General features: G+C 66.7%; 20 protein-coding genes and 1 tRNA gene. 12 read left to right on the top strand and 9 right to left on the bottom strand.

Annotated features, from left to right (window positions below):
• Positions 1-35: 35 nt before the first annotated feature.
• Both arsC and arsH read right to left on the bottom strand, forming a co-directional pair.
• Positions 36-482, bottom strand: a complete 447-nt coding sequence (gene arsC / locus OC534_RS00110; protein ID WP_136005264.1) for an arsenate reductase (glutaredoxin) — start codon at positions 480-482, stop codon at positions 36-38.
• A complete protein-coding gene (gene arsH, locus OC534_RS00105) occupies positions 479-1,219 on the bottom strand; it encodes an arsenical resistance protein ArsH (RefSeq protein WP_017354801.1) in 741 nt (246 codons plus the stop codon). Before arsH ends, arsC begins: the two co-directional genes overlap by 4 nt.
• A 42-nt stretch (positions 1,220-1,261) precedes the next feature.
• Here arsH and OC534_RS00100 point away from each other — a divergent pair, with 42 nt between their 5' ends.
• Together OC534_RS00100 and arsB are read left to right on the top strand one after the other, a co-directional pair.
• Positions 1,262-1,588, top strand: coding sequence for a metalloregulator ArsR/SmtB family transcription factor (locus tag OC534_RS00100; protein ID WP_136005267.1), 327 nt, complete (start codon positions 1,262-1,264; stop codon positions 1,586-1,588).
• The gene (gene arsB, locus OC534_RS00095; protein WP_017354803.1) at positions 1,585-2,658 is read left to right on the top strand and encodes an ACR3 family arsenite efflux transporter; all 1,074 of its coding nucleotides are present in this window, start codon (positions 1,585-1,587) and stop codon (positions 2,656-2,658) included. Before OC534_RS00100 ends, arsB begins: the two co-directional genes overlap by 4 nt.
• 39 nt (positions 2,659-2,697) lie before the next feature.
• Here the strand turns inward: arsB and arcD are convergent, their stop codons facing one another.
• From arcD to OC534_RS00075, 3 genes are all read right to left on the bottom strand, one after another.
• Positions 2,698-4,122 carry an arginine-ornithine antiporter gene (gene arcD / locus OC534_RS00090; protein WP_262071178.1) on the bottom strand — a complete coding sequence of 475 codons (1,425 nt, stop codon included), beginning with the start codon at positions 4,120-4,122 and terminating at the stop codon, positions 2,698-2,700.
• 111 nt (positions 4,123-4,233) lie between these two features.
• Positions 4,234-6,774, bottom strand: coding sequence for a methyl-accepting chemotaxis protein (locus OC534_RS19290; RefSeq protein ID WP_136005275.1), 2,541 nt, complete (start codon positions 6,772-6,774; stop codon positions 4,234-4,236).
• A gap of 169 nt (positions 6,775-6,943) precedes the next feature.
• Positions 6,944-8,422, bottom strand: a complete 1,479-nt coding sequence (locus OC534_RS00075) for a SulP family inorganic anion transporter (protein ID WP_136005278.1) — start codon at positions 8,420-8,422, stop codon at positions 6,944-6,946.
• A gap of 249 nt (positions 8,423-8,671) precedes the next feature.
• Here OC534_RS00075 and OC534_RS00070 point away from each other — a divergent pair, with 249 nt between their 5' ends.
• A complete protein-coding gene (locus OC534_RS00070; RefSeq protein ID WP_017354807.1) occupies positions 8,672-8,971 on the top strand; it encodes a putative quinol monooxygenase in 300 nt (99 codons plus the stop codon).
• Positions 8,972-8,975: 4 nt separating this feature from the next.
• Here OC534_RS00070 and OC534_RS00065 read toward each other — a convergent pair whose 3' ends face one another.
• Positions 8,976-9,839, bottom strand: a complete 864-nt coding sequence (locus tag OC534_RS00065) for a DMT family transporter (RefSeq protein WP_136005281.1) — start codon at positions 9,837-9,839, stop codon at positions 8,976-8,978.
• Between the two features lie 121 nt (positions 9,840-9,960).
• On the opposite strand from OC534_RS00065, the gene OC534_RS00060 reads away from it, so the two are divergent.
• Positions 9,961-11,376, top strand: a complete 1,416-nt coding sequence (locus OC534_RS00060; protein WP_136005284.1) for a PLP-dependent aminotransferase family protein — start codon at positions 9,961-9,963, stop codon at positions 11,374-11,376.
• Here the strand turns inward: OC534_RS00060 and OC534_RS00055 are convergent.
• Entirely contained in the window at positions 11,373-11,660 is a 288-nt protein-coding gene (locus tag OC534_RS00055; RefSeq protein WP_262071177.1) for a hypothetical protein, read from the bottom strand. The two genes, OC534_RS00060 and OC534_RS00055, sit on opposite strands and share 4 nt — an antisense overlap.
• A 334-nt stretch (positions 11,661-11,994) precedes the next feature.
• Here OC534_RS00055 and OC534_RS00050 point away from each other — a divergent pair, with 334 nt between their 5' ends.
• The 8 genes from OC534_RS00050 to OC534_RS00015 all read left to right on the top strand — a co-directional run bounded on the left by OC534_RS00050 (position 11,995) and on the right by OC534_RS00015 (position 19,458).
• Entirely contained in the window at positions 11,995-12,558 is a 564-nt protein-coding gene (locus OC534_RS00050) for a fasciclin domain-containing protein (protein WP_262071176.1), read from the top strand.
• A 134-nt stretch (positions 12,559-12,692) separates the two neighbouring features.
• Entirely contained in the window at positions 12,693-13,640 is a 948-nt protein-coding gene (locus tag OC534_RS00045; protein ID WP_153164871.1) for a hypothetical protein, read from the top strand.
• Positions 13,641-13,779: 139 nt separating this feature from the next.
• Positions 13,780-14,475, top strand: a complete 696-nt coding sequence (locus OC534_RS00040) for a response regulator transcription factor (protein ID WP_017354813.1) — start codon at positions 13,780-13,782, stop codon at positions 14,473-14,475.
• 25 nt (positions 14,476-14,500) lie between these two features.
• Complete coding sequence (locus OC534_RS00035) at positions 14,501-15,754, top strand: HAMP domain-containing sensor histidine kinase (protein WP_153164823.1); 1,254 nt, start codon at positions 14,501-14,503, stop codon at positions 15,752-15,754.
• 111 nt (positions 15,755-15,865) lie between these two features.
• Positions 15,866-16,276: a diacylglycerol kinase gene (locus OC534_RS00030; RefSeq protein ID WP_026070571.1), complete on the top strand. Its 411-nt coding sequence runs from the start codon at positions 15,866-15,868 to the stop codon at positions 16,274-16,276.
• A gap of 93 nt (positions 16,277-16,369) precedes the next feature.
• Complete coding sequence (locus tag OC534_RS00025) at positions 16,370-18,025, top strand: phosphoethanolamine--lipid A transferase (protein ID WP_262071175.1); 1,656 nt, start codon at positions 16,370-16,372, stop codon at positions 18,023-18,025.
• 278 nt (positions 18,026-18,303) lie between these two features.
• Positions 18,304-18,555, top strand: coding sequence for a polymorphic toxin type 15 domain-containing protein (locus OC534_RS00020; RefSeq protein WP_165699789.1), 252 nt, complete (start codon positions 18,304-18,306; stop codon positions 18,553-18,555).
• A 219-nt stretch (positions 18,556-18,774) separates the two neighbouring features.
• Positions 18,775-19,458 carry a GAD-like domain-containing protein gene (locus OC534_RS00015; RefSeq protein ID WP_262071174.1) on the top strand — a complete coding sequence of 228 codons (684 nt, stop codon included), beginning with the start codon at positions 18,775-18,777 and terminating at the stop codon, positions 19,456-19,458.
• A 116-nt stretch (positions 19,459-19,574) separates the two neighbouring features.
• Here OC534_RS00015 and OC534_RS00010 read toward each other — a convergent pair.
• Both OC534_RS00010 and yjjJ read right to left on the bottom strand, forming a co-directional pair.
• Positions 19,575-19,650, bottom strand: a tRNA-Ile gene (locus tag OC534_RS00010).
• Between the two features lie 68 nt (positions 19,651-19,718).
• The gene (yjjJ, locus tag OC534_RS00005) at positions 19,719-21,119 is read right to left on the bottom strand and encodes a type II toxin-antitoxin system HipA family toxin YjjJ (RefSeq protein WP_262071173.1); all 1,401 of its coding nucleotides are present in this window, start codon (positions 21,117-21,119) and stop codon (positions 19,719-19,721) included.
• Positions 21,120-21,325 lie beyond the last annotated feature (206 nt).

The following is a 21,325-nucleotide window of genomic DNA, read 5'->3' as shown; positions in this document are numbered from 1 at the left end:
GATGCGGCTTTCCGGCACGCCGGGTCTGCAGGCGATCAGCGCGGCGGTCGGGTGACATCGCCGTCGGCCGAATCGGCCACGGACACGGCCGGCACCACCTGGCCGTCTTCCTTGGTGAAATCGGTGCGCAGCGGCGGCAACAGCGCCAGGACCGCTTCGGATGGCCGCGCCAGGCAGACACCACGCTCCGTCTCGACGAAGGGACGGTTGATCAGGATCGGGTGCGCCAGCATCGCATCGAGCAGGTGGTCGTCATCCAGCCGCAGGTCATCCAGACCCAGCGCGGCGTAGGGCGGCACGTTCTGCCGCAGCGCCTGGCGCACCTCCAGGCCCGCGCGCCGGATCAGCGAGACCAGCCGCTCGCGCGTCGGCGGCGTCACCAGGTACTCGATCACCTCCGGCTCGATGCCGACATGGCGGATCAAGGCAAGAACGTTGCGCGAGGTGGCGCACGCAGGGTTGTGGAGAATTGTTGCCTTCATGGCGCGCTCCCGGCCGTCGGCGATGGTGCTGCAACGGCACCGGCGGCCACCGCCAGCGCGTGCATCGCCGCGACGTCCTTGCGTTCGCTGTAACGGCTGGTGAGGTAGTCGGTGCGCCCCCGCACGAGCAGTGTGAACTTGACCAGCTCCTCCACCACATCGACCACGCGGTCGTAGTACGGCGAGGCACGCATCCGGCCCGCGTCGTCGAATTCCTGCCAGACCTTGGGCACCGACGACTGGTTCGGGATGGTGACCATGCGCATCCAGCGGCCCAGCACGCGCAGCGCGTTGACCACATTGAACGACTGCGAGCCGCCACAGACCTGCATGACCGCCAGCGTGCGACCCTGCGTCGGGCGCACGCTGCCCTCGGACAGCGGCAGCCAGTCGATCTGGTTCTTGAACACCGCGCTCATGCTGCCGTGGCGCTCCGGGCTGATCCAGACCTGCCCTTCGGACCACTGTGACCAGGCACGCAGCTGCTGCACCTGCGGATGGTCGGCCCCGACGGCATCGCACATCGGCAGCGCGTGCGGATCGAAGACCCGTACCTCGGCGCCGAAGTGCTGCAGCAGGTGCTCTACTTCGCGTGCGAGCAGCCGGCTGTAGGACTGTGGGCGCAGCGATCCGTACAGAATCAGGATCCGCGGCGGGTGGTCGCCGCCCTCCTGGCGCAATGCGTCCAGATCGGGCGACGGGGCCGCCGCCGGGGTCAGGTGGGGAAGGCGGGACATGAGGGCGTTGCTCCGGCGCTATTGTTCCACTATTCTAGAAACATGGAACACAAAACCGCAACCACCGCCCTCGCCGCGCTGGGCCACGCCACCCGCCTGAGCGTATTCCGCCTGCTGGTCCAGGCGGGCCACAGCGGCCGCCTCGCCGGCGAGATCGCCGCTGAACTGTCGTTGCCCGGGGCCACCCTCTCCTTCCACCTCAAGGAACTGGCGGCTGCCGGGCTGGTGACGGCCGAAGCGCGGGGCCGCAGCATCTGCTACCGCGCCGAGTTCGACGCGATGAACGGACTGATCGGCTACCTGACCGAGAACTGCTGCGCCGGCGACGCCGCCTGCGGACCGGATGCCCGCTGCATGCCGACGCCATGACGTCTCCCGCCGCCCCCCGCCTGTCCTTCCTGGACCGTTGGCTGACGCTGTGGATCTTCGCGGCGATGGCGCTCGGCATTGCCTTGGGCGCCTGGTTCGAGGGCCTGCCCGCCGCCCTGGATGCCCTCAGTATCGGCAGCACCAACATCCCCATCGCGATCGGCCTGATCCTGATGATGTATCCCCCGCTGGCGAAAGTGCGCATGGATACCCTGCCCACCGTGTTTGCCGACAAGCGCGTGCTGCTGCTGTCGCTGGTGCAGAACTGGGTGGTCGGGCCGGTGCTGATGTTCGCGCTGGCCGCCCTGCTGCTGCGCGACCATCCCGATTACATGACCGGCCTGATCCTGATCGGGCTGGCGCGCTGTATCGCAATGGTGCTGGTCTGGAATCAGCTCGCGCGTGGCGACAACCGGTATGTCGCCGGCCTGGTCGCGTTCAATTCGCTGTTCCAGATCGCGTTCTTCAGCCTGTACGCCTGGCTGTTCCTGTCGGTGCTGCCACCGCTGTTCGGCCTGGAGCGCAGCGTGATCGACGTCAGTCCCTGGACCATCGCCAGCGCCGTGCTGGTGTATCTGGGCATTCCGTTTGCAGCCGCATGGCTGGGGCGGGTGCTGCTGACCCGCATGCGCGGTGCGGACTGGTACGAAACGCGCTTCCTGCCCGCAATCAGCCCGCTGACGCTGGCCGCGCTGTTGTTCACCATCGTGCTGATGTTCAGCCTCAAAGGCAGTGATGTGCTGCGCCTGCCCCTGGATGCGATCCGCATCGCGCTCCCCCTGACGCTCTACTTCCTGCTGCAGTTCCTGATCAGCTTCTTCATGGGCCGGTGGATCGCCAAGGACTACCCACGCACCACGGCCATCGCCTTCACCGCCACCGGCAACAACTTCGAACTGGCGATCGCGGTGGCCATCGCCTCGTTCGGCCTGGCCTCGCCGGTGGCGTTCGCGGCGGTGATCGGGCCGCTGGTGGAGGTACCGGTGCTGATCCTGCTGGTCCACCTGGCGCTGTGGCTGGGGCGCCGTGGATTCGCCCCTGCCGGCAGCCGCGTCGACAGCGCGGCATGAACGGGACGACCGGACCGGGCCGGCAACCGCTGCCGCAGCTCAGGCCAGCGTCAGGCTGCCGTGCCACAGCCCCCATACCCCGCACAGCGCCACGCCCAGCACGCCCCCGGCGATCCCCCACTCCACCGGAGTGAACACCGGCTGCCCGTGCTGCCGCTTGGCCAAAGCGAACATGAGCATGCCCGGTGCGTACAGCAGCGCCGACAGCATCACCTGCGCCACGCCGCCGGCATACACCAGCCACACCGCATACACGGTGGCCAGCAACGCCACGAACAGGTCGCGCCGGCGCGGCGCGGCGGGGTCGGTGTAGCCTTCGCCACGCCACGCGATCAGCAGCCCGTAACCGGCCGAGAACAGGTACGGCACCAGCGCCATCGAGGCGCCCAGCAACACCAGACTGGTGTAAGTGCCGGCATTGAACAGGGTGATCACCAGGAACAGCTGGATCAATCCGTTGGTGAGCCACAGCGCGTTGGCGGGCACGTCGTTGGCGTTCTGGCGGGCCAGGAAAGCGGGCATCGTGCCGTCCCCGGCCGCGGCGTACAGCACTTCGGCACACAGCAGCACCCAGGCCAGCAGCGCGCCCAGCACCGACACGATCATGCCGATGATGATCAGGGTGGCTCCCCACGGGCCAACAATGGCCTCCAGCACGAACGCCATCGAGGGGTTGTGCAGGTGCGCCAGCTTCTCGTGGCCGAGCACGCCCATCGACAGCAGATTCACCAGCATCAGCAACGCCAGCACGCACAGGAAGCCGATCACGGTGGCGCGCCCCACGTCGGCGCGCTTTCCTGCACGCCGCGAGTAGATACTGGCGCCCTCGATGCCGATGAACACCCAGACGGTGATCAGCATCATCCCGCGCAGCTGCTCGCCCAGGCTGCCCAGCGTGGCGGTACCCCAGAAATCGCCAGTGAAGATGTCGGCCCTGAAACCGATCGCGGCGATGATCAGAAACACCACGATCGGCACGATCTTGGCCACCGTCACCACCGCGTTGACCAGCGCCGCCTCGCGGATGCCGCGCAGGATCATCGCGTGCATCGACCACAGCAGCACCGATGCACATGCCACCGCCTGCCAGGTGTTGCCTTCGCCGAAGGCAGGCACAAAGTAGCCCAGGCCGCTGAAGATCAGCACGAAGTAGCTGACATTGCCCAGCAGCGAGCAGACCCAGTAGCCCCAGGCCGATGAGAACCCGATGTAGTCGCCGAATCCAGCCTTGGCGTAGGCGTAGATGCCGGTGTCCAACCCGGGCTTGCGGTTGGCCAGGTTCTGGAACACGAACGCCAGCATCAGCATGCCCAGCCCGCTGATCGCCCAGCCGATCAACGCGGCCCCGGGGCCGGCGCTGCGCGCGATGTTCTGCGGCAGCGAGAAGATGCCGGCCCCGATCATCGAGCCGACCACCAATGCGGTCAGTGCGGAAAGACCGAGGCGGTCGGAGGACGCTGTCATGACGGTGCCTGCGCGGTCAGGGGAACGCCCGCAAGTCTAGGACCGCCCGATGATTCCAGGGTGAAGCGCGCCGGTGCCGGCATGCATCGACGCGCATGCCGGACGCCTGGCTCACACCGTTGCCGGTGCGCGTCCGCCCGCACGCTGCACCGGTGCGGCCGGCGCCTGCAGGCGGAAGATCGACACTGCGGTGCCCAGCTGCTGTGCCTGCTCTTCCATCGCACGTGCCGCTGCCGTCGCTTCTTCGACCAGCGCTGCGTTCTGCTGCGTGGTTTCGTCCATCTGGGTGATGGTCTGGTTGACCTGCTCGATGCCGGCCGACTGTTCCTTCGAGGCCGCCGAGATCTCGGCCATGATGTCGTTGACCCGGCGCACGCCGCTGACGATGTCCTCCATCGTTCGGCCGGCGGTCTGCACCAGCGCCGAGCCCTGGCTGACCTGCTCGACCGAATCGTCGATCAGCGTCTTGATCTCCTTGGCCGCGCCGGCCGAGCGCTGCGCCAAGGCGCGCACTTCAGAGGCGACCACCGCGAAACCACGGCCCTGCTCACCCGCGCGCGCCGCTTCCACCGCTGCGTTCAGGGCCAGGATGTTGGTCTGGAACGCGATCCCGTCGATGACCGTGATGATCTCGGCGATGCGCTTGGACGACGCTTCGATACCGGCCATCGTCGTCACCACCTGGCCCACCACCAGGCCACCCTGCGACGCTACCTCGGCAGCGCCGGCGGCCAGCTGGTTGGCCTGCACCGCATGGTCGGCATTCTGACGCACGGTGGAGGTCAGCTCTTCCATCGATGCCGCGGTTTCCTCCAGACTGGCGGCCTGCTGCTCGGTGCGGCGCGACAGATCGCTGTTGCCCGAGGCGATCTCGCCGGCGGCCAGGTTGATGCTGTCGGTGGCCTGCTGGATACGGCCGACGATGTCGGTGAGCTGGCTCACGGTGGTATCGGCATCGTCGCGCATGCGGGCGAACACGCCGTGGAACTCACCGTGCATGCGCGCGGTCAGGTCGCCCGCCGCGATCGCCTGCAGCAGGTCGGAAATCTGCTGCAGGTTGTCGTCGCTCACCTGCATCATGGTGTTGAGGTTCTCCACCATCAGGCGGAAGTCGTGGTCGAACCGCACCACGTCGCCGCGCTGGCTGAAGTCGCCGATGGCCGCCGCGCCGGCCAGATCCTGGATCTGGGTGTTGATCGCGCGCAGGTTGCCCTTGGTGGTATCCATCGCCGCGGTGAACGCGGCCTGCTCACCGGGCAGGCGGTCCATGTCCGGGGTGAGGTCGCCGACCGCATAGCGCTGCATCACCTCGACCAGGCGCCGGGTCACGCCGATGTTGGCACCCACCAGGTGGTTGGTGTCGTGCACCATGCGGCCGTACGCGCCGGGGAACCCCTCGGCATCCATGCGGTAGCTCAGCTCGCCGGCTTCGTGGCGCCGTGCCATCTCGGCCTGGGCGGTCATCACCGCCTGCAGCTGGTCGCGCATGCGCTGCATCGACTGCAGCAGGCGGCCCACTTCGTCATCGCGCACCGCCGGCAACGGCGTATCCAGGCGACCGTCGGCGACCTCGGCCGACAGCCGCACCGCATCGGCCAGCGGACGGATCGCCTGGCGGCGCAGCAGCACATAGACGCTGCCGCTGAGCACCAGCGCCGCGCCCAGGCCCACGGCCAGGATGATCCAGAGCAGCGCGCGGGCCTGCGCGGTGATCAGGTCGTGCGGCACGATCACGCCGAGCGCGAAGCGCTCCTGGCTGCCGCCGATGCGCAGCGGCACGTACGCCTTGACGTTGCCGGCGGCGTCTTGGTGGAAATCCTCGTACGGCTTGTCCGCCGCGATCTGCGCCAGCAGGCGGCGGGTCGCCGCGTCCTCGCGGCGCGTGCCGATCTCCTTGGCGTCGGCGGCGGCCAGCACGATGCCGGCCGGCGAAATCAGCTCCACATGGCCCTCGCCCATCGGACGCAGCGCGGCCAGGCGCTCCTGCAGTGCGGCCAGGCCGAAGTCCACGGTCACCGCACCGAGGAAGGTGCCGTTGTCCAGCACCGGCGTGGACAGCGTGGTCATCAGCACCGGCTTGCCGCCGATCTCATAGCGGTACGGCTCGGCCACGGTGGGGCGCTTGAGCTCGCGCGGGCGCAGGTACCAGTCGCCGTCGCCAGGCACGTCGTAGCCCTTGAGCACGTCCTGCACCGGGTTGCCGTCCTGCCAGGCCCAGTAGCTCATGAAGCGGCCGGTGGCATCGTGGGCCTCGGCATCGACGAAATCGGCATCCTTGCCGTCGAACGCCTGCGGTTCCCACAGCGTGCCCAGGCCCACCCACTCCGGGTGCGAGCGCAGCTGCTGCTGCAGGATCTGTGCGGCGGTGCCGCGCGACAGCGTGCCGGCGGCATGCTGCACCACCAGGCTGTCGGCCAGTGCCTGGCTGGTGGCGAACGCAGCGGACAGGTCGGTATTGACCCGGCGCGCCTCGGCCTCGGCCTGGCTCTGCATGGTCCGCCGCGAGGACTCCACCAGCGCCTGGCTGGCTTCGCGGTAGCTGATGGCCGCGGTGACGCCGAAGCAGAGCATGGCAATCAGTGCGGTACCGAGCATCAGCCGGTTGGCGATGCTGCCGGGGCGCTTGGAAGCGGTCGAGCGGGACGCAGGCATGGGGGCGGTTCCGGAAATAGGGTACAGGGTCAGCGGACGCCATCGAGCGCCACTACGGCATCGCGCAGTCCATTGCGGTCCAGCCCGGGACGGTGACACTCACGCACCGGGCATTGAGCTGGATAACGGCCTTGCCGCGCCGATGTTTAGCCGCGTTTCCTGACCGGGTTCAGTGTCCGCCCGGTGGCAGCCCATCCACGCCCGGTGTCCGCGCCAGGCGCTCGACCAGGGTCTGGCTGGCCGCATTGAGCCCGCGGACCTCGACCTGCGCGCCATGCGCACGCAGCCTGGCCACCACCCGTTCCAGCGCAGCCACCGCGCTGAGGTCCCAGAAGTGCGCGTTCGACAGGTCGATCACCACGCGCGCGGGAACATGCTGCAGATCAAAGCTGGCAGCGAACTGCCCGGCCGACGCGAAGAACACCTGCCCGGCGACGGTGTAGGTGCAGCTGCCATCGGCCTGCGCGACGGCGTGGACATCGAGCATGCGCCCCACCTTGCGGGCGAAGAACAGCGCCGACAGCAGCACCCCGGTCAACACGCCCTTGGCCAGGTCGTGGGTGATCACGGTGACCACCACGGTGGCCACCATCACCAGCGACGAGCTCTTCGGGTGCAGCCGCAGTTCCTGGAACGAGCGCCAATGGAAGGTGCCGATGCTGACCATGATCATCACCGCCACCAGCGCGGCCATCGGAATCTGCCGCACCCAGTGGGCGCCATAGACCACCAGCAGCAGCAACAGCACACCGGCGACCAGGCACGACAGCCGCCCGCGCCCGCCCGAGGACACGTTGATCACCGACTGCCCGATCATCGCGCAGCCGCCCATGCCGCCGAACAGCCCGGCGGTGATGTTGGCCAGGCCCTGTCCGGCGCATTCGCGGTTGCGCTGGCTGGGGGTGTCGGTCATGTCCTCGACGATCTGCGCGGTCATCATCGACTCCAGCAGACCCACGACCGCCAGCGTCGCCGACACCGGCAGCAGCAGGCGCAGCGTGTCCCAGGTCAACGGGACATCCGGGAACAGGAACGTCGGCAGGCTGTCCGGCAGTGCGCCCATGTCGCCGACCGTGCGCACCTCCCAGCCAAATCCGATCGACAGCGCGGTCAGCACCACGATCGCCACCAGCGGCGACGGCACCGCACGGGTCAGCCGCGGCAGCAGGTAGATGATCGCCAGCCCGGCCGCGCACACCGCCCATACCTGCCAGGACCGTCCGATCAGCTCGGGCATCTGCGCCAGGAAGATCAGGATGGCCAGGGCGTTGACGAAACCGGTGATCACCGAACGCGACACGAAGCGCATGAGGGCCCCCAGCTTCAATGCGCCGGCCACCACCTGCAGCAGGCCGGCCAGGATCGTCGCAGCCAGCAGGTACTGCAGGCCGTGGTCGCGGACGAGGTCGACCATCACCAGGGCCATCGCGCCGGTGGCCGCCGAAATCATGCCGGGGCGGCCGCCGGCGATGGCGGTGACCACCGCGATGCAGAACGACGCGTACAAACCGACCTTGGGGTCGACGCCGGCGATGATCGAGAAGGCGATCGCTTCGGGGATCAGCGCCAGTGCCACGACGGCGCCGGACAGCAGGTCGCCACGGATATTGCCGAGCCATTGCTGGCGCAGCGGATAGGAAACGGACATGAAAAAACTCCACGCACCGGCGCGGCGCGCGGCGCGTTGTGTGATGGAAACAAGGCACTCCCTGGACCCGGCACTGGCACGGGCGCGTCGTCAGCGCGTTGTCAGGGTGGCGTCATCACAGCAGGTCCGGCCCGGAGGCGAAAGCGGCGCGCAGGATACCGCAGCGCCGCCAGCCCCTCAATGCGGCGGGCGTTGACCTGTGCCGCCCGCATGCCCAGCATGGGCGCCGGACCTGTTCAGGAGTGCACCATGTACGGATTGATCGGCAAGATGAAGACTGCGGCCGGCGAGCGCGATCGGGTGATCGCGATTCTTCTCGACGGTACCGGCGCCATGCCCGGCTGCCTGAGCTACGTGGTTGCCACCGACCCGGCCGATCCGGACGCGATCTGGATCACCGAGGCATGGGAGAGCGCCGACCTGCACCGCGCCTCCCTCGCCCTGCCGGCCGTACAGGCGGCCATCGCCCAGGCGCGCCCGATGATCACCGGCTTCGGCGAGCGCTTCGAGACCGCCCCGGTGGGCGGGCACGGCCTGGTCAGCGGCTGACGCCTCAGCGTGCGAACCGCCGGGCGCCCGCCACGCAGGCCACCGCACACAGCGTGACCACCAGCATCATCGGGCTCACGGTTTCGTGCAGCAGCAGCGCGGCCAGGGCAAGGCCGAAGAACGGCTGCAGCAACTGCAGCTGGCCGACGGCGGCGATCCCGCCCTGGGCCAGGCCGCGGTACCAGAACATGAAACCGATCAACATGCTGAACACCGACACGTAGCCCAGCCCCCACCAGGCGGGCGCGCCCACCTGTGCCCACGATGCCGGCCAGCGCAGCAGCATCAGCGGCAGCATCACCGGCAGCGACACCACCAGCGCCCAGCTGATCACCTGCCAGCCACCCAGCGTGCGCGCCAACCGCGCCCCTTCGGCGTACCCCAGCCCGCATACCACCACCGCTGCCAGCATCAGCAGATCGCCCTGCAGCGAAGCCTCGATACCGTTGCCGAGCGCGTAGCCAACCACCACCACGCTGCCGAGCAGCGAGAACCCCCAGAACGCGGGGCGCAGCCGCTCGCCGCCGCGCAGCACGCCGAATACCGCCGTGCTCAGGGGCAGCAGCCCGAGGAACACGATCGAGTGCGCCGACGAGACATGCTGCAGCGCCAAGGCGGTGAGCAGCGGAAACCCGACCACCACCCCCAGCGCTACGACCGCCAGTGCAGGCAACACCGCTGCGGCCGGTCGCCGCTGGCCCAGCGCGTGCAGCAGCGCCCACCCGAGCACGGCGGCGACGCTGGCGCGCGCGGCGGTCAGGAACAGCGGGTCCAGATCCGCCACTGCCACACGGGTGGCCGGCAGCGAGCCGGCAAAGATCACCACGCCAATCAACCCGTTCATCCAGCCGCGTGTCGCGTTGTCCATCGTCCAATCCTTGTAGGGGACGGCCAGTGGATCACGCCGACCCGGCCTTCCCCCAGAGACAGTCCAGTACACTTCGACGTAACTGTTATGCCCTGACCTCCCCTACGGAATGCACACACCGATGACGCCGCCCGCCACCCGCATCGATGCGGTGATGACCGCCGTGCGCGCGAAGATCACCGCGCGCACCTATCTGCCCGGCATGCGCCTGCCCTCGGTGCGTGCCCAGGCCCGGGCACTGCAGTTGTCGGTGTCCACCATCGTGGAGGCCTACGAGCGGTTGGCGGCCGAAGGGCTCATCGTGGCCCGGCCCGGCTCGGGCTTCTACGTCATCGGGCCGGTGGCACCGCTGGCGCTGGCCGAGATGGGGCCGCCGCGCGATCGCCAAGTGGACCCGCTGTGGTTGGCGCGGCAGTCGCTGGAGCAGGACGCCAGCGTGCTCAAACCGGGCTGCGGCTGGCTGCCCGACGACTGGATGTACGTGGACGGGATCCGCCGTGGCCTGCGCCATGCCGCGCGCAGCAGCGCATCGGCACTGGCCGGTTACGCCACCCCGCTTGGGCTGCCGCCGTTGCGGCAGCTGCTGGCGCGGCGCCTTGCCGGCCACGGCATCGATGCCGCACCCGAGCAGATCATGCTGACCGAATCGGGATCGCACGCGATCGACCTGATCTGCCGTTTCCTGCTGGAACCCGGCGACACCGTGCTCATCGATGACCCGTGCTATTTCAACTTCCTGGCACTGCTCAAGGCGCACCGGGTGCAGGTGGTGGGCGTGCCCTATACCGCCAACGGGCCGGACGTGGCTGCCTTCGCCGCCGCACTGGAAGCACATTCGCCACGGCTGTACATCACCAATTCGGGCATCCACAACCCGACCGGTGCGGTGTTGTCGCCGGCCACCGCGCACCGCCTGCTGTCGTTGGCCGAGCACAGCGACCTGGTGATCGTCGAGGACGATCTGTTCGCGGACTTCGAGCACACGCCCGCACCGCGCCTGGCCGCATTTGATGGGCTGTCACGGGTGATCCAGGTGGGCAGCTTCTCCAAGACGCTGTCGGCGGCGGTGCGCTGCGGCTTCATCGCCGCACGCGGCGACTGGATCGAGCGGCTGGCCGACCTGAAGATCGCCACCAGCTTCGGCGGCGGGCGCCTGGCCGCCGACATCCTGCACACCGCGCTGACCGACAGCGGCTACCGCCGCCATGTGGAGTCCATCCGTACCCGCCTGGCCGTAGCACGCGAGCACACCCTGGCGCGGCTGGCCGCGCTGGGCATCCGCCCTTGGCTGGTGCCGCAGGCGGGGATGCTGCTGTGGTGCCACCTGCCCGACGGCCGTGATGCGGCCACCCTGGCGCGCACCTGCCTGGCCGACGGCGTGGTGCTTGCGCCGGGCAATGCGTTCAGTCCATCGCTGAGCGCGGGTGGGCTGCTGCGCTTCAATGCCGCCCAGGCGCAGGACCCGCGCATCTTCGACGTGCTGCGCCGGGCGCTGCGGGAGCGGCCCGCCGACGCGCGCGCCGTCGCCGGGGACTAACCCACCAGCCAGTCCACGATCAGGCGCGGCAGAAGGACCATCGCGGCGACAACGGCCACGAAGATCATCAGTACCTTCAGCGTCAGCGGCCGGCGCCGGGGATGGCTGAAATGCAGGTGCAGGTCGCGCAGCTCCGATTCCAGCGCGTAGTGTCCGGTCGCCGAGCGCCTTCCGGGCGCCGACGTGAGCCGCTCCAGTTCGCGGCAGCGGGCCATCAATTCGCGCGCGGGCGTCTTCAGCAGAATCTGATGGCGGATCTCGACCAGTCGCGACGTGAGCGGCATCAAGGCCTCCGCGCAACGGTCGGCCGGTGCCTGCTGCGCCGCCAACCGCGCCGCCTCCACATCGATCGCGTACTGAAGCGCATCGCGGTCTGCACGCAACTGCGTCAATGAACGTCTGCCCACACGCATCGCACGCTCCCTATGCGGCTGATCCCGCCACCGGGCGGTTCGTCCATTCTAGAGCGTCGCCACGACCAAGGAATCTGAATACGCATAACGGGTACATGGCACCGGTCCGCTGGAAACAGTCGCTCCCACGTGCATCCGCTTGCCTGCCCGCTGCGTACCTTCAGTACCCCTCATCCCGAGGGCACACCAGATCAGGAGAAGCACCATGCACGCTCTTCTTCAACGCATCGCCGTCGCCGCCAGCTTCGCCGTACTCGGCACCACCCCTCTGCTCAGCATTGCCGCCGACACCGTCATGGTCGGCGGCGCGGCGATGTACCCGACGAAGACCATCGTTGAGAACGCCATCAACTCCAAGGATCACACCACCCTGGTCGCCGCCGTGAAGGCCGCCGGTCTGGTCGACACCCTCAACGGTAAAGGCCCCTTCACCGTCTTTGCGCCCACCAACGCTGCCTTCGACAAACTGCCGGCGGGCACCGTCGATACCCTGGTCAAACCCGAGCACAAGGCCGACCTGACCAGGATCCTCACCTATCACGTCGTCACCGGCACCTACACCTCCATGCAGCTCACCGCCGACGCCAGAAAGCACGGCGGCACGGCAACGCTCAAGACCGTTCAAGGCGAGCCGCTGACCATCAAGCTGCATGATGGCAAGCTCTGGGTGGTGGATGCCAAGGGCGGCAAGGCGGCGATCAGCATCGCCGACGTTACCCAGTCCAACGGCGTCATCCACGTCGTGGACAGCGTGCTGATGCCCAAGTAACCGCACGGCCGGGCGGGCATTCACGGGAATGCCCGCTGCGGGTCGGCGTTACCGGGGCCGACGTGTAAACCTTCTCACCGCCTTCTGCATCCAACCTTGGATATCACCACAAGGCGACCGATATGAAGGCATGGATGTGGATGCTCGTGGCTCTTTTGGCTGCAGGCACGGTGCCGGCAGCCACGGCCGCCGCGCCGCAGGTGGAGACACGCGACATCGCGAATTTCTGGATCGCGTACGACGCCATCCGTGCCGAAACCGATCCGGTGCGCAGGAAGGCGCTGATCAACACGCTCTACATCGGCAAGGGCACGCCCGGCCTGCATGCCCTGATGCGGGCGCGCGGCTACACCGACGACCAGTACGTCGCGGCGATTGATGCCTGGCCGCGTTACTGGGCGTCGGTACGCCCGCTGACCGGTCGCGCCTTCGCCGCCACCGCCCCACTCGAGGCCGATCTGGCCACACTCAGCCGCCTGTACCCCGCCCTGCGCCCAGCGGGCATCACCTACGCCATCGGCGTGCTGCGCACCGGCGGCACTACGCTTGACGACAAGGTGCTGATTGGCGCCGAACTCGCCCTGGGCGACGACAGCGTCGATGTCTCGGAGCTTCCCGAGCCTCTGCAGACCCGGCTGCGCACCTTCTATGCATCTCAGCCGTTCCACAACAACGGGCAGAACAACATCCACGAGTACATCCACACCCAGCAGGCCGAGGCCGGCGATACCCTCGCCCAGTACGCACTGCGCGAAGGCGTCGCGGAGCTGGTGGCCGAGCTGGTCACCGGGAAGAAGCCCGATCTGCCGCTGTACGTGTACGGGCCGGCACACGAGGCCGAGTTGAAGGCACGGTTCCAGGCCGACCGGCGCGGGAACGACTACCGCGACTGGCTGTACAACAGCAGCAACAACCGGTTCGGGGTGAGCGACCTGGGGTACTACGTGGGATACCGCATCGCGAGCGCGTACTACGCCGCGCAGCCGGACAAGGCCACAGCGATCGCGACGTTGCTGGAGCTGCGCTATGACGATGTGCAGGCAGTGGACGCAGTGATCGAACGATCCGGCTACCTGCGCTGATCCGAACGACGTCCACGGCGGTGCGCGCCCTGTCGACAGGTACGCGTTCGACGTCCCCCCAGCGGCAGAGTCCGGCGACGCTTGGCAACCCTGCGCCGATCCCGCACAGTTCCCCTCTGCCCCAGGATGCCGATGCCCCATGACACGCCTGCTCATCATCGAGGACAACCCCGAGCTGGTGGCCAACCTGTACGGCTTCCTGGAGCCACTGGGCTATGTGCTGGACGATGCACGGGATGGCGCCACCGGCCTGCGCCTGGCCACGCAGAATGACTACGATGCCATCCTGCTGGACCTGATGCTGCCACGACTGGACGGCATGACGCTGTGCCAGAAGCTTCGCGAGGAATTCCAGAATCCCGTGCCGGTGATCATGCTGACCGCCCGCGACCCGGTGGACGACCGGGTGCAGGGCCTGGCGCAGGGTGCGGACGACTACCTGGTCAAGCCCTTCTCATTGAAGGAGCTCGATGCGCGCATCCAGGCGCTCGTCCGCCGTGCCCAGGGCCGCAACGTCCAAGGCACGCTCACCTGGCAGGACCTGCGCGTGGACACCCGGGCGCCTCAGGCGTGGCGGCAGGGCCAGACCATCACGCTGACTCCGAGCACCCACAAGCTGTTGCTGTGCCTGATGCGTGCCGCGCCTGACGTGGTGAGAAAGCAGGAGATGGAATACCTGCTCTGGGGCGACCATCCGCCGGAAAGCGGTGCGTTGCGGACGCACATCCACGAGCTCCGCCAGCACACCGACAAGCAGTTTGCGAATCCGCTCATCGAAACGGTGCATGGCATCGGCTGGCGTCTGAACGCGCCCCGGACGCCCGCCCCGGAATGACCATGCAGGGAGGCCCGTTGCCACCATGAAAGCGATCTACCGCCAGATGACGCTCAGAGTGCGCATCATCGTGTCGTTCGTGCTGCTGATGGTCGCCGTCATGGGGTTTGTGGTCGCCGCCGAGCAGCTGGACTATGACGAGCTGCGCGCATACGTCATCTCCAGAAGCCTGCACGACGAGATGCATCGGCTGCAGTCGGAGCTCGCCAACGGCACGACGCCAACCCTCTCCCCCGGCAGCCAGCTCTATGACAGCCGCAGCGTACCCGATGACCTGCGCAGGTTTGCACCGGGCTACTACAGCGCCGACCCGCCCGACGTCTGGCACCTGCTGGTGTTCGACGGCGATGGCCAGCGCTACTACCTCCGCCAGGATGCAGAGCGCTACCAGTACCTGGAGCACGTGATTGACGGCTATGCGCTGGTGGTCATTCTGCTGTGCATCCTGTGCGCGTTCTGGATCGGACGGCTGACCGCGGCGCGGGTCATCGCCCCGATCACCCTTCTGGCCGATGCGGTGCAACGCAAGCAGACCCCCTTCCCGTTCCAGGATGCGCGCGATGAGATCGGGGTGCTGGCACGCGCCTTTGCCCAGCACAGCGACGAGGCGGAGCAGTTTCTGCAGCGCGAACGCTGCTTCGTGGGCGATGCGAGCCATGAACTGCGCACCCCACTGGCCGTCATCTCCGGGGCAGCGGAGACCATCGTTCACCAGCTGCCCGACGACAGCCACCTGAAAGCGAGTGGCGAGCGCATCGTGCGCACCACGCAGGAGATGCAGCGCCAGCTCACCTGCCTGCTGCTGCTCTCGCGCGACCCGCAGCGCCTTGCCAAGGAAGACGTGCCACTACGCCCGCTGATCGAAGAATGCATGACGCGCTGCCACCCCTGGCTGGCGGGAAAGCCGGTGACCGTGCGGCTGGATGCGCCACAGGCGCCGTCCATCCATACCAATGCCGAACTGGCGCGCAGCGTGGTCTGGAACCTGCTGCGCAATGCATGCCAGTACACCGATCAGGGCGAAATACGCATCGCCGTCGAGGGTGCCACACTGGCCATTGCCGACACCGGCCCGGGCCTGCCACCCAGCATCGACCCGCAGCAGTTCCAGCGTTTCGCGCCCAGCCTGCGCGAGAGTGGCGAAGGGCTTGGCCTGTCGATCGTGCAGCGGATCGTGGACCACCTGGGATGGCACATGGCGGTCGAAAGCTCGCAGACCGGCTGTCGATTTACCGTGGACATGTCCGGCACCGGGCACGGAGCAGCGCAGAGCCGATAGCCGCGCGTCCACGCGCGGCCAGGAAAGCGCGCCATGCCGCGCCGGTCCTGACAGCTTCCTGACGCCGCCTTCTCAATGATCTGCCTCGATCACGTCCTTGATGAGAAGCAGATGCAAGCGCCAGACCCCGTCGGAACCGGCAAGTATCGCCACGGCAGAACCGGATTCAACCGGATACTCCACACGTTGATTCATTCGCGGGATGGCTTCCTGGCAACCGTGCGCGGCGAGGCCGCCTTTCGGCAGCTCCTGGCTCTGCATGGCGCACTGATGGCAGGCACGCTGCTGCTTGATGTCACCCCGGTGGAGCGTGCGCTGATGCTGGCCGCCAGCTTCATCAGCCTGATCGTGGAGCTTCTCAACTCGGCCATCGAAGCCGTCGTTGACCGCATCTCGCTTGAGCGCCATCCCTTGTCCAAGAATGCCAAGGACATGGGCAGTGCAGCACAAACCGTCGCACTGATGATGGTGGGTGCCGTGTGGATGGCCATCCTGCTGGGACAGGACGCCACGGCGCTTTGATCCACACGGACCACCGGGACGCACCGCGTCATTCCTGACAACTTCCTGATACGAGCATTTTGATACTGCGCGCACTCTTCATTCATTGGACGAATGCGCGTGCTTCAACGCCTGACCTCTGTGCGGCTCAACCCGGTACAACTGACATGGGTAGCCGCACTGTTCTTCACCACCCTCGGCAACATCGCACTGTGGCAGACGCTATGGACCCACCTGGAGCTGGATGGCCTGCGCGGCGTGCTGTTCGCCCTGAGCCTGCCGGTGTTCTTCTTCTGCCTGTTCAACCTGCTGCTCATGCCGGTGCTCGCGCTTCCGTATCTGCGCAAGCCCCTGCTGGCGCTGCTGGTGATCATCAGCGCCGCCTGCACGTACTTCATGCTGCACTACAACGTGCTGATCGACCGCAGCATGGTGCAGAACGTCTTCGAGACCAACCAGGCCGAGCTCGGGTCCTACTTCTCCGTTCCCCTGCTGCTCACCATCGTGGTGCTCGGTGTCCTTCCGGCTGCGGCAATGGTGTCGCTGCGCATCGGCAGCGCATCGGCGGGAAAGACAGCCGGCTGGATGCTGATCAATGCAGTGGCAACACTGGTGATCCTGACCGTAGTGTCCATGTTGTTCTACAAGGACTACGCCTCCCTGCTGCGCAACAATCGTGAGCTCAGGGACCAGGTGTTGCCGGTCAACGTCGTACGCAATGCCAATGGTTACCTCAAACGCAGATATCTCACGGTGTCACGACCGCTGCAGGCCGTTGCCGAGGACGCCACCCGGCCGGCGATGGTCGCCGGCAGGCGGCCGAGACTGGTGATTGCCGTCGTGGGCGAGACCGCGCGCGCACAGAACGTCCAGCTCACTGGCTACCCGCGCGAAACCAATCCGGTGCTGTCGGAGCGAGGGGATATCATCGCCTTCAGGAACGTCTCATCCTGCGGCACCGCCACCGCCATTTCCGTGCCCTGCATGTTTTCCCGGATGGCACGCAGCCAGTACGACGACGTGCGCGCCGCAACCGAGGAGAATCTGCTGGATATCCTGCAGCGCACCGGCGTGAACATCCTCTGGCGCAACAACAACAACGGTGGCTGCAAAGGGGTGTGCACACGCGTGCCCACCGATGACATGCCCACGCTCAAGGTGGCCGAACACTGTGTCAACAGGGACGGCACCTGCTACGACGAGGTGCTGCTGCATCAGCTCAATGCGCGCATCGATGCCATGCAGGGCGATGCCCTGATCGTGCTTCACCAGCTGGGCAGCCACGGCCCCACCTACTTTGAACGCTACCCGCCGGACGCGGCCGTCTTCACCCCGACCTGCAACAGCAATCAGATCCAGAAGTGCACCAACGAGGCGCTGATCAACACGTACGACAATACGCTGCGCTACACCGACCGCATGCTGGGCAGGACCATCGAGATGCTCGAAAGCTATTCGGACCAGCGGGACGTGGCCATGATCTACGTTTCCGATCATGGCGAGTCGCTCGGCGAGCGCGGCATGTATCTGCACGGCACGCCGTACGTCATTGCGCCGCCGGAGCAGACGCGCGTGCCCATGTTGATGTGGTTCTCGCCGGCATTCGCACTTCACGCCAACCTCAACCTGGCCTGCCTTCGTTACCATGCCGAGGGAACCCCGTACAGCCATGACAACATCTACCACGCCGTCCTGGGCCTGTTCGATGTCAGGAGCAGTGTCTACCAGCGCGATCTTGATCTGTTTGCCGGCTGCCGCTCCGGGGCGTGACCGCCCCTGCCACCTGCGCGTCACGTTCGCCGCAGGCGGATAACCGCCTGGGCGTGCTCGAGCAGCAGGATCGTTTCCCCCTGCACGGATTGAAGCATCGCGGCGTCACAGCTGCCGTCGGGAACGGGGGCGACAAGCAGGACGCCGCCGGCCATCAATCGCCGGCGACGACCGGGCATTGCCATCCCGATCTGCCCGCCGTGAAACCTCCGCGAGGGCGCTGATTGTTCCGGCCAGTGTTCCGCAAGCTCTTATCAGGTACTTCGGGGATACTCCAGGTGCGTGATTTTCTTGGTGGGGACCGGCAGTTGAAGCGGCAGGAGCAGGCGCTCAATGATATGAGTGTTGATGAGTACCTTGAGGCGCGGAAGGCATTTGATCCGAAGAATCGGGATAGAACGGTCGCCGAAGCGGCTGGAAGGCAGTACAAGCTCTTTTTTTGGAACAGAAGGAGAACGAGCGAAAAGATCTTGGGATCGATAGAGAGACGCGCAGGAGAATGGGAGCCGAGCACGCAGATGAAACAATGAAGGTCATGCACGCGCTTCACAATCCAGACTTCGTGGCTGGGGGCAACGACAAGATTACCGACGTCGGCGATGGCCAGGTCACCTCGACCAGTGGCGGCAGTGGAAGCGTGCAAAGAAAGGGCGAACATCGCGTATCGATGAGTTGGACGAGGCCGCAGCCAACGTTCCTTTGAGCGAAAGAAGCAAGACAAAAATGAAGGGCGGACTGGAGCGTTGCAAATGACCCGCATGATTGATGAAGATTTTAAGTACTTCCATCGAAACTCGGGATTTGGACCTGCAGTGGATACCCGACCCGCAGGGGAATCTACGCTGACGCTCTATCGCGGGAAGCTACCTGAAAAGCTGCTTGAGTACTGGAAGGCCTATGGCTTTTCCGGCTACGGAGGCGGCTTGTTTTGGATGACTGATCCAAGTGAGTATTCTGAAGTCCTCAATGCCTGGATCTACGGCACGCCGCTGTACGGGACCGACGATTTCCACGTTATCGGTCGGACGGCATTCGGGCGACTGATGGTGTGGGGAACCCGAACGGGCCCGTGCATGACCATCCTGTCGATGACGTCAATGATCTTCCCAAAAGACAATTCGAAGTGGATGAGCCAAGGCAAAGGCGACGCTTTAGCGTCCAGCTGGGTGGAGCGCCTTGATAAGGTCGATCTAGATGAGGAAGACGAAGCTGGACAGCCTCTGTTTGAAAGAGCAGTGAACCAGCTCGGGCACTTGGCTCCCGATGAGATGTATGCCTTCACTCCGGCTTTGAGGGCGGGCGGGCCGTGTCGCCTCGATCATTTGAAGAAGGTCAAGGCCGTCGAACACCTCATGCTCCTGGCCCAGCTTGGAGAGCCAGAAATCATGCTGGACATCGTGAAGGAAGCGAAAGACCGCGGTGTCTGGAAGTAGCCCATGCCCGGTCATCCTGGTCGGACTGTCATCGGCCTCCAAGCCGCCGCCTCAAGGCCAAAACCCCTATTTTTGTGGAGAATTCAGCCTTTGCTGGACTACATCGGATCATCAAATGGTGGGCCCACCAGGATTCGAACCTGGAACCAAAGGATTATGAGTCCTCTGCTCTAACCGTTGAGCTATAGGCCCTTGCGGCCGCACAGTGTAGTAGAGCCGCGCCCGGCCCTGCCACTGCCTGCGGGCATGCCACGCACCCCTCATCCGAACCGGTGGCGCATCGCATCGACCTGCCGTGCATTGTCCGCCGCCAACGCGCGCAAGGCGGGCGAGCGCAGCAGGGACGAGCCCGCCACCCGCTGCCAGTAGTCGAGCGCCACCGGCGCGGCCCATTGCAGGTGGGCGAGCTGGCCGCTGCGCTCTGGCGCAACCGGCCCGAGCGGCGCTGCCGCGCGCAGCACCCCGGTTCGCGAGGGGGCCAGCGACATCGGCAGCATGTCGTAGACCGGCGCCAGCGGCAACGGACCGTGATCGACCAGATGGAAGCCGAGATTGCCGTGGTGCATGTCGCTGTTGCCGATGAGGCGGCCGAAGGCATGCAGCCGGGCCATGTGCGTGGCGGTGGCGGCCGTCAGCCAGCCCTGCGCGTGCAGCTGCTCGCCCGCGCGCGCCCAGTCCAGCGTGACGTCTCCCACGAACGCCGCAGTCAGCGACATCAGTGACACGAAGCCGCGGCGGCCAAGCACGTCCGGCGTGCGGTCGAAGCGCTGCACCTCGAGGAAGGCATGCGTGCTGGTCTGGAGCAGCTCGGAAACGGCCGCATCCACGCCTGCATCGCGCAGGCACTGCAGCGCGAGGTGCTCGCACACGAGCAGGTCGGCCCAGCGCTCGGCAGCCTCACCGGCGGTGGGCTGCGCGAACTTCACCAGCACTGCCTGGCGATGACCGTTGTGCGTCACGGTGGCGGTGAACTTGGGCTGCTCCCCGCCGGGTGATGAACCGACATCCTCGCCCTCCAGGACGGCCGCAGCGCGCGCAGGATAGTCGCGGACACGCTGGTCGGCCTGGACACCGTCCGGCGGCGCATCCAGTTCGGCCAGGGCTGCGGCGACGGCGTCGCCCCCCAGCAGCAGGTCGCCGATGCCGGTACCCCCGGCGCGCACCAGCGCCTGCAGAATGTCGCCCTGCTGCCAGCGGTTGAGATCGTCCGGCACGCGGAGATCGCGTGCGCGGCGATGGGCGAAGGTGCGGCCGAGAAACCCCTGCGGGCGCAGGTCATCCAGGAACCACGGGATATCGGGGAACCAGCCGTCGATGGCACCGTCCGGGGCGCGGTTGAGGTTGGGCCGGGCGGTGCCGACGTCCAGGTGGAAGGCATCACCGCTGAGGGCGATGAGCGTGCCCAGCTCTTCCAGGCTGGCATCGGGGCGGAGGCGGAACAGCGGCCATTCGCTGCCTGCGGCAGTGGCTCGGCGGGCGGCGTAGGCAGTAGCGCGGCCCCGGCCCAGGCGGGCCACGCGGTCGCCGGCGTCGGCCACCAGTCGGCTCAACGTCATCCGGGTGGCGCCCAGACGCTCGGCGAGCGCGGCGGCCGCTACCACCTCACCGGCCGGAAGGCGGTCGAGCAGATCCTGCACGGTGTGGCGGGTGGGACGGGCCATGCTGGCGGACATCCGGACTGATTATGTTACGAATATATAGACGTAAACACGGAGCTTCGCAAGGACGTGCACGTCTATCTTACTGATAACAGAGCTACTTTCATCGGGTTGTTCGGCCATCGATCCGTTTTTATGTTACGAATCATGTTACATAAATTGGAGGCTGCAACGGTACCATGCGAGGAGCGTCCGGGTGGCGTGCGTAC

It is taken from the genome of Stenotrophomonas sp. Marseille-Q5258 (assembly GCF_946900935.1).
In the GTDB taxonomy this organism is placed as follows: Bacteria; Pseudomonadota; Gammaproteobacteria; order Xanthomonadales; family Xanthomonadaceae; genus Stenotrophomonas; species Stenotrophomonas nematodicola.
The sequence above is the reverse complement of the archived record's forward strand: the minus strand, read 5'-3'. Positions and strand labels throughout refer to the sequence as shown.

Bases quoted from the DNA above. Each gene is read 5' to 3' on its own strand.
- arsC (WP_136005264.1), bottom strand. From the start codon at position 482: ATGAAGGCAACAATTCTCCACAACCCTGCGTGCGCCACCTCGCGCAAC.
- arsH (WP_017354801.1), bottom strand. From the start codon at position 1,219: ATGTCCCGCCTTCCCCACCTGACCCCGGCGGCGGCCCCGTCGCCCGAT.
- OC534_RS00100 (WP_136005267.1), top strand. From the start codon at position 1,262: ATGGAACACAAAACCGCAACCACCGCCCTCGCCGCGCTGGGCCACGCC.
- arsB (WP_017354803.1), top strand. From the start codon at position 1,585: ATGACGTCTCCCGCCGCCCCCCGCCTGTCCTTCCTGGACCGTTGGCTG.
- arcD (WP_262071178.1), bottom strand. From the start codon at position 4,122: ATGACAGCGTCCTCCGACCGCCTCGGTCTTTCCGCACTGACCGCATTG.
- OC534_RS19290 (WP_136005275.1), bottom strand. From the start codon at position 6,774: ATGCCTGCGTCCCGCTCGACCGCTTCCAAGCGCCCCGGCAGCATCGCC.
- OC534_RS00075 (WP_136005278.1), bottom strand. From the start codon at position 8,422: ATGTCCGTTTCCTATCCGCTGCGCCAGCAATGGCTCGGCAATATCCGT.
- OC534_RS00070 (WP_017354807.1), top strand. From the start codon at position 8,672: ATGTACGGATTGATCGGCAAGATGAAGACTGCGGCCGGCGAGCGCGAT.
- OC534_RS00065 (WP_136005281.1), bottom strand. From the start codon at position 9,839: ATGGACAACGCGACACGCGGCTGGATGAACGGGTTGATTGGCGTGGTG.
- OC534_RS00060 (WP_136005284.1), top strand. From the start codon at position 9,961: ATGACGCCGCCCGCCACCCGCATCGATGCGGTGATGACCGCCGTGCGC.
- OC534_RS00055 (WP_262071177.1), bottom strand. From the start codon at position 11,660: ATGCCGCTCACGTCGCGACTGGTCGAGATCCGCCATCAGATTCTGCTG.
- OC534_RS00050 (WP_262071176.1), top strand. From the start codon at position 11,995: ATGCACGCTCTTCTTCAACGCATCGCCGTCGCCGCCAGCTTCGCCGTA.
- OC534_RS00045 (WP_153164871.1), top strand. From the start codon at position 12,693: ATGTGGATGCTCGTGGCTCTTTTGGCTGCAGGCACGGTGCCGGCAGCC.
- OC534_RS00040 (WP_017354813.1), top strand. From the start codon at position 13,780: ATGACACGCCTGCTCATCATCGAGGACAACCCCGAGCTGGTGGCCAAC.
- OC534_RS00035 (WP_153164823.1), top strand. From the start codon at position 14,501: ATGAAAGCGATCTACCGCCAGATGACGCTCAGAGTGCGCATCATCGTG.
- OC534_RS00030 (WP_026070571.1), top strand. From the start codon at position 15,866: ATGCAAGCGCCAGACCCCGTCGGAACCGGCAAGTATCGCCACGGCAGA.
- OC534_RS00025 (WP_262071175.1), top strand. From the start codon at position 16,370: ATGCGCGTGCTTCAACGCCTGACCTCTGTGCGGCTCAACCCGGTACAA.
- OC534_RS00015 (WP_262071174.1), top strand. From the start codon at position 18,775: ATGACCCGCATGATTGATGAAGATTTTAAGTACTTCCATCGAAACTCG.
- yjjJ (WP_262071173.1), bottom strand. From the start codon at position 21,119: ATGGCCCGTCCCACCCGCCACACCGTGCAGGATCTGCTCGACCGCCTT.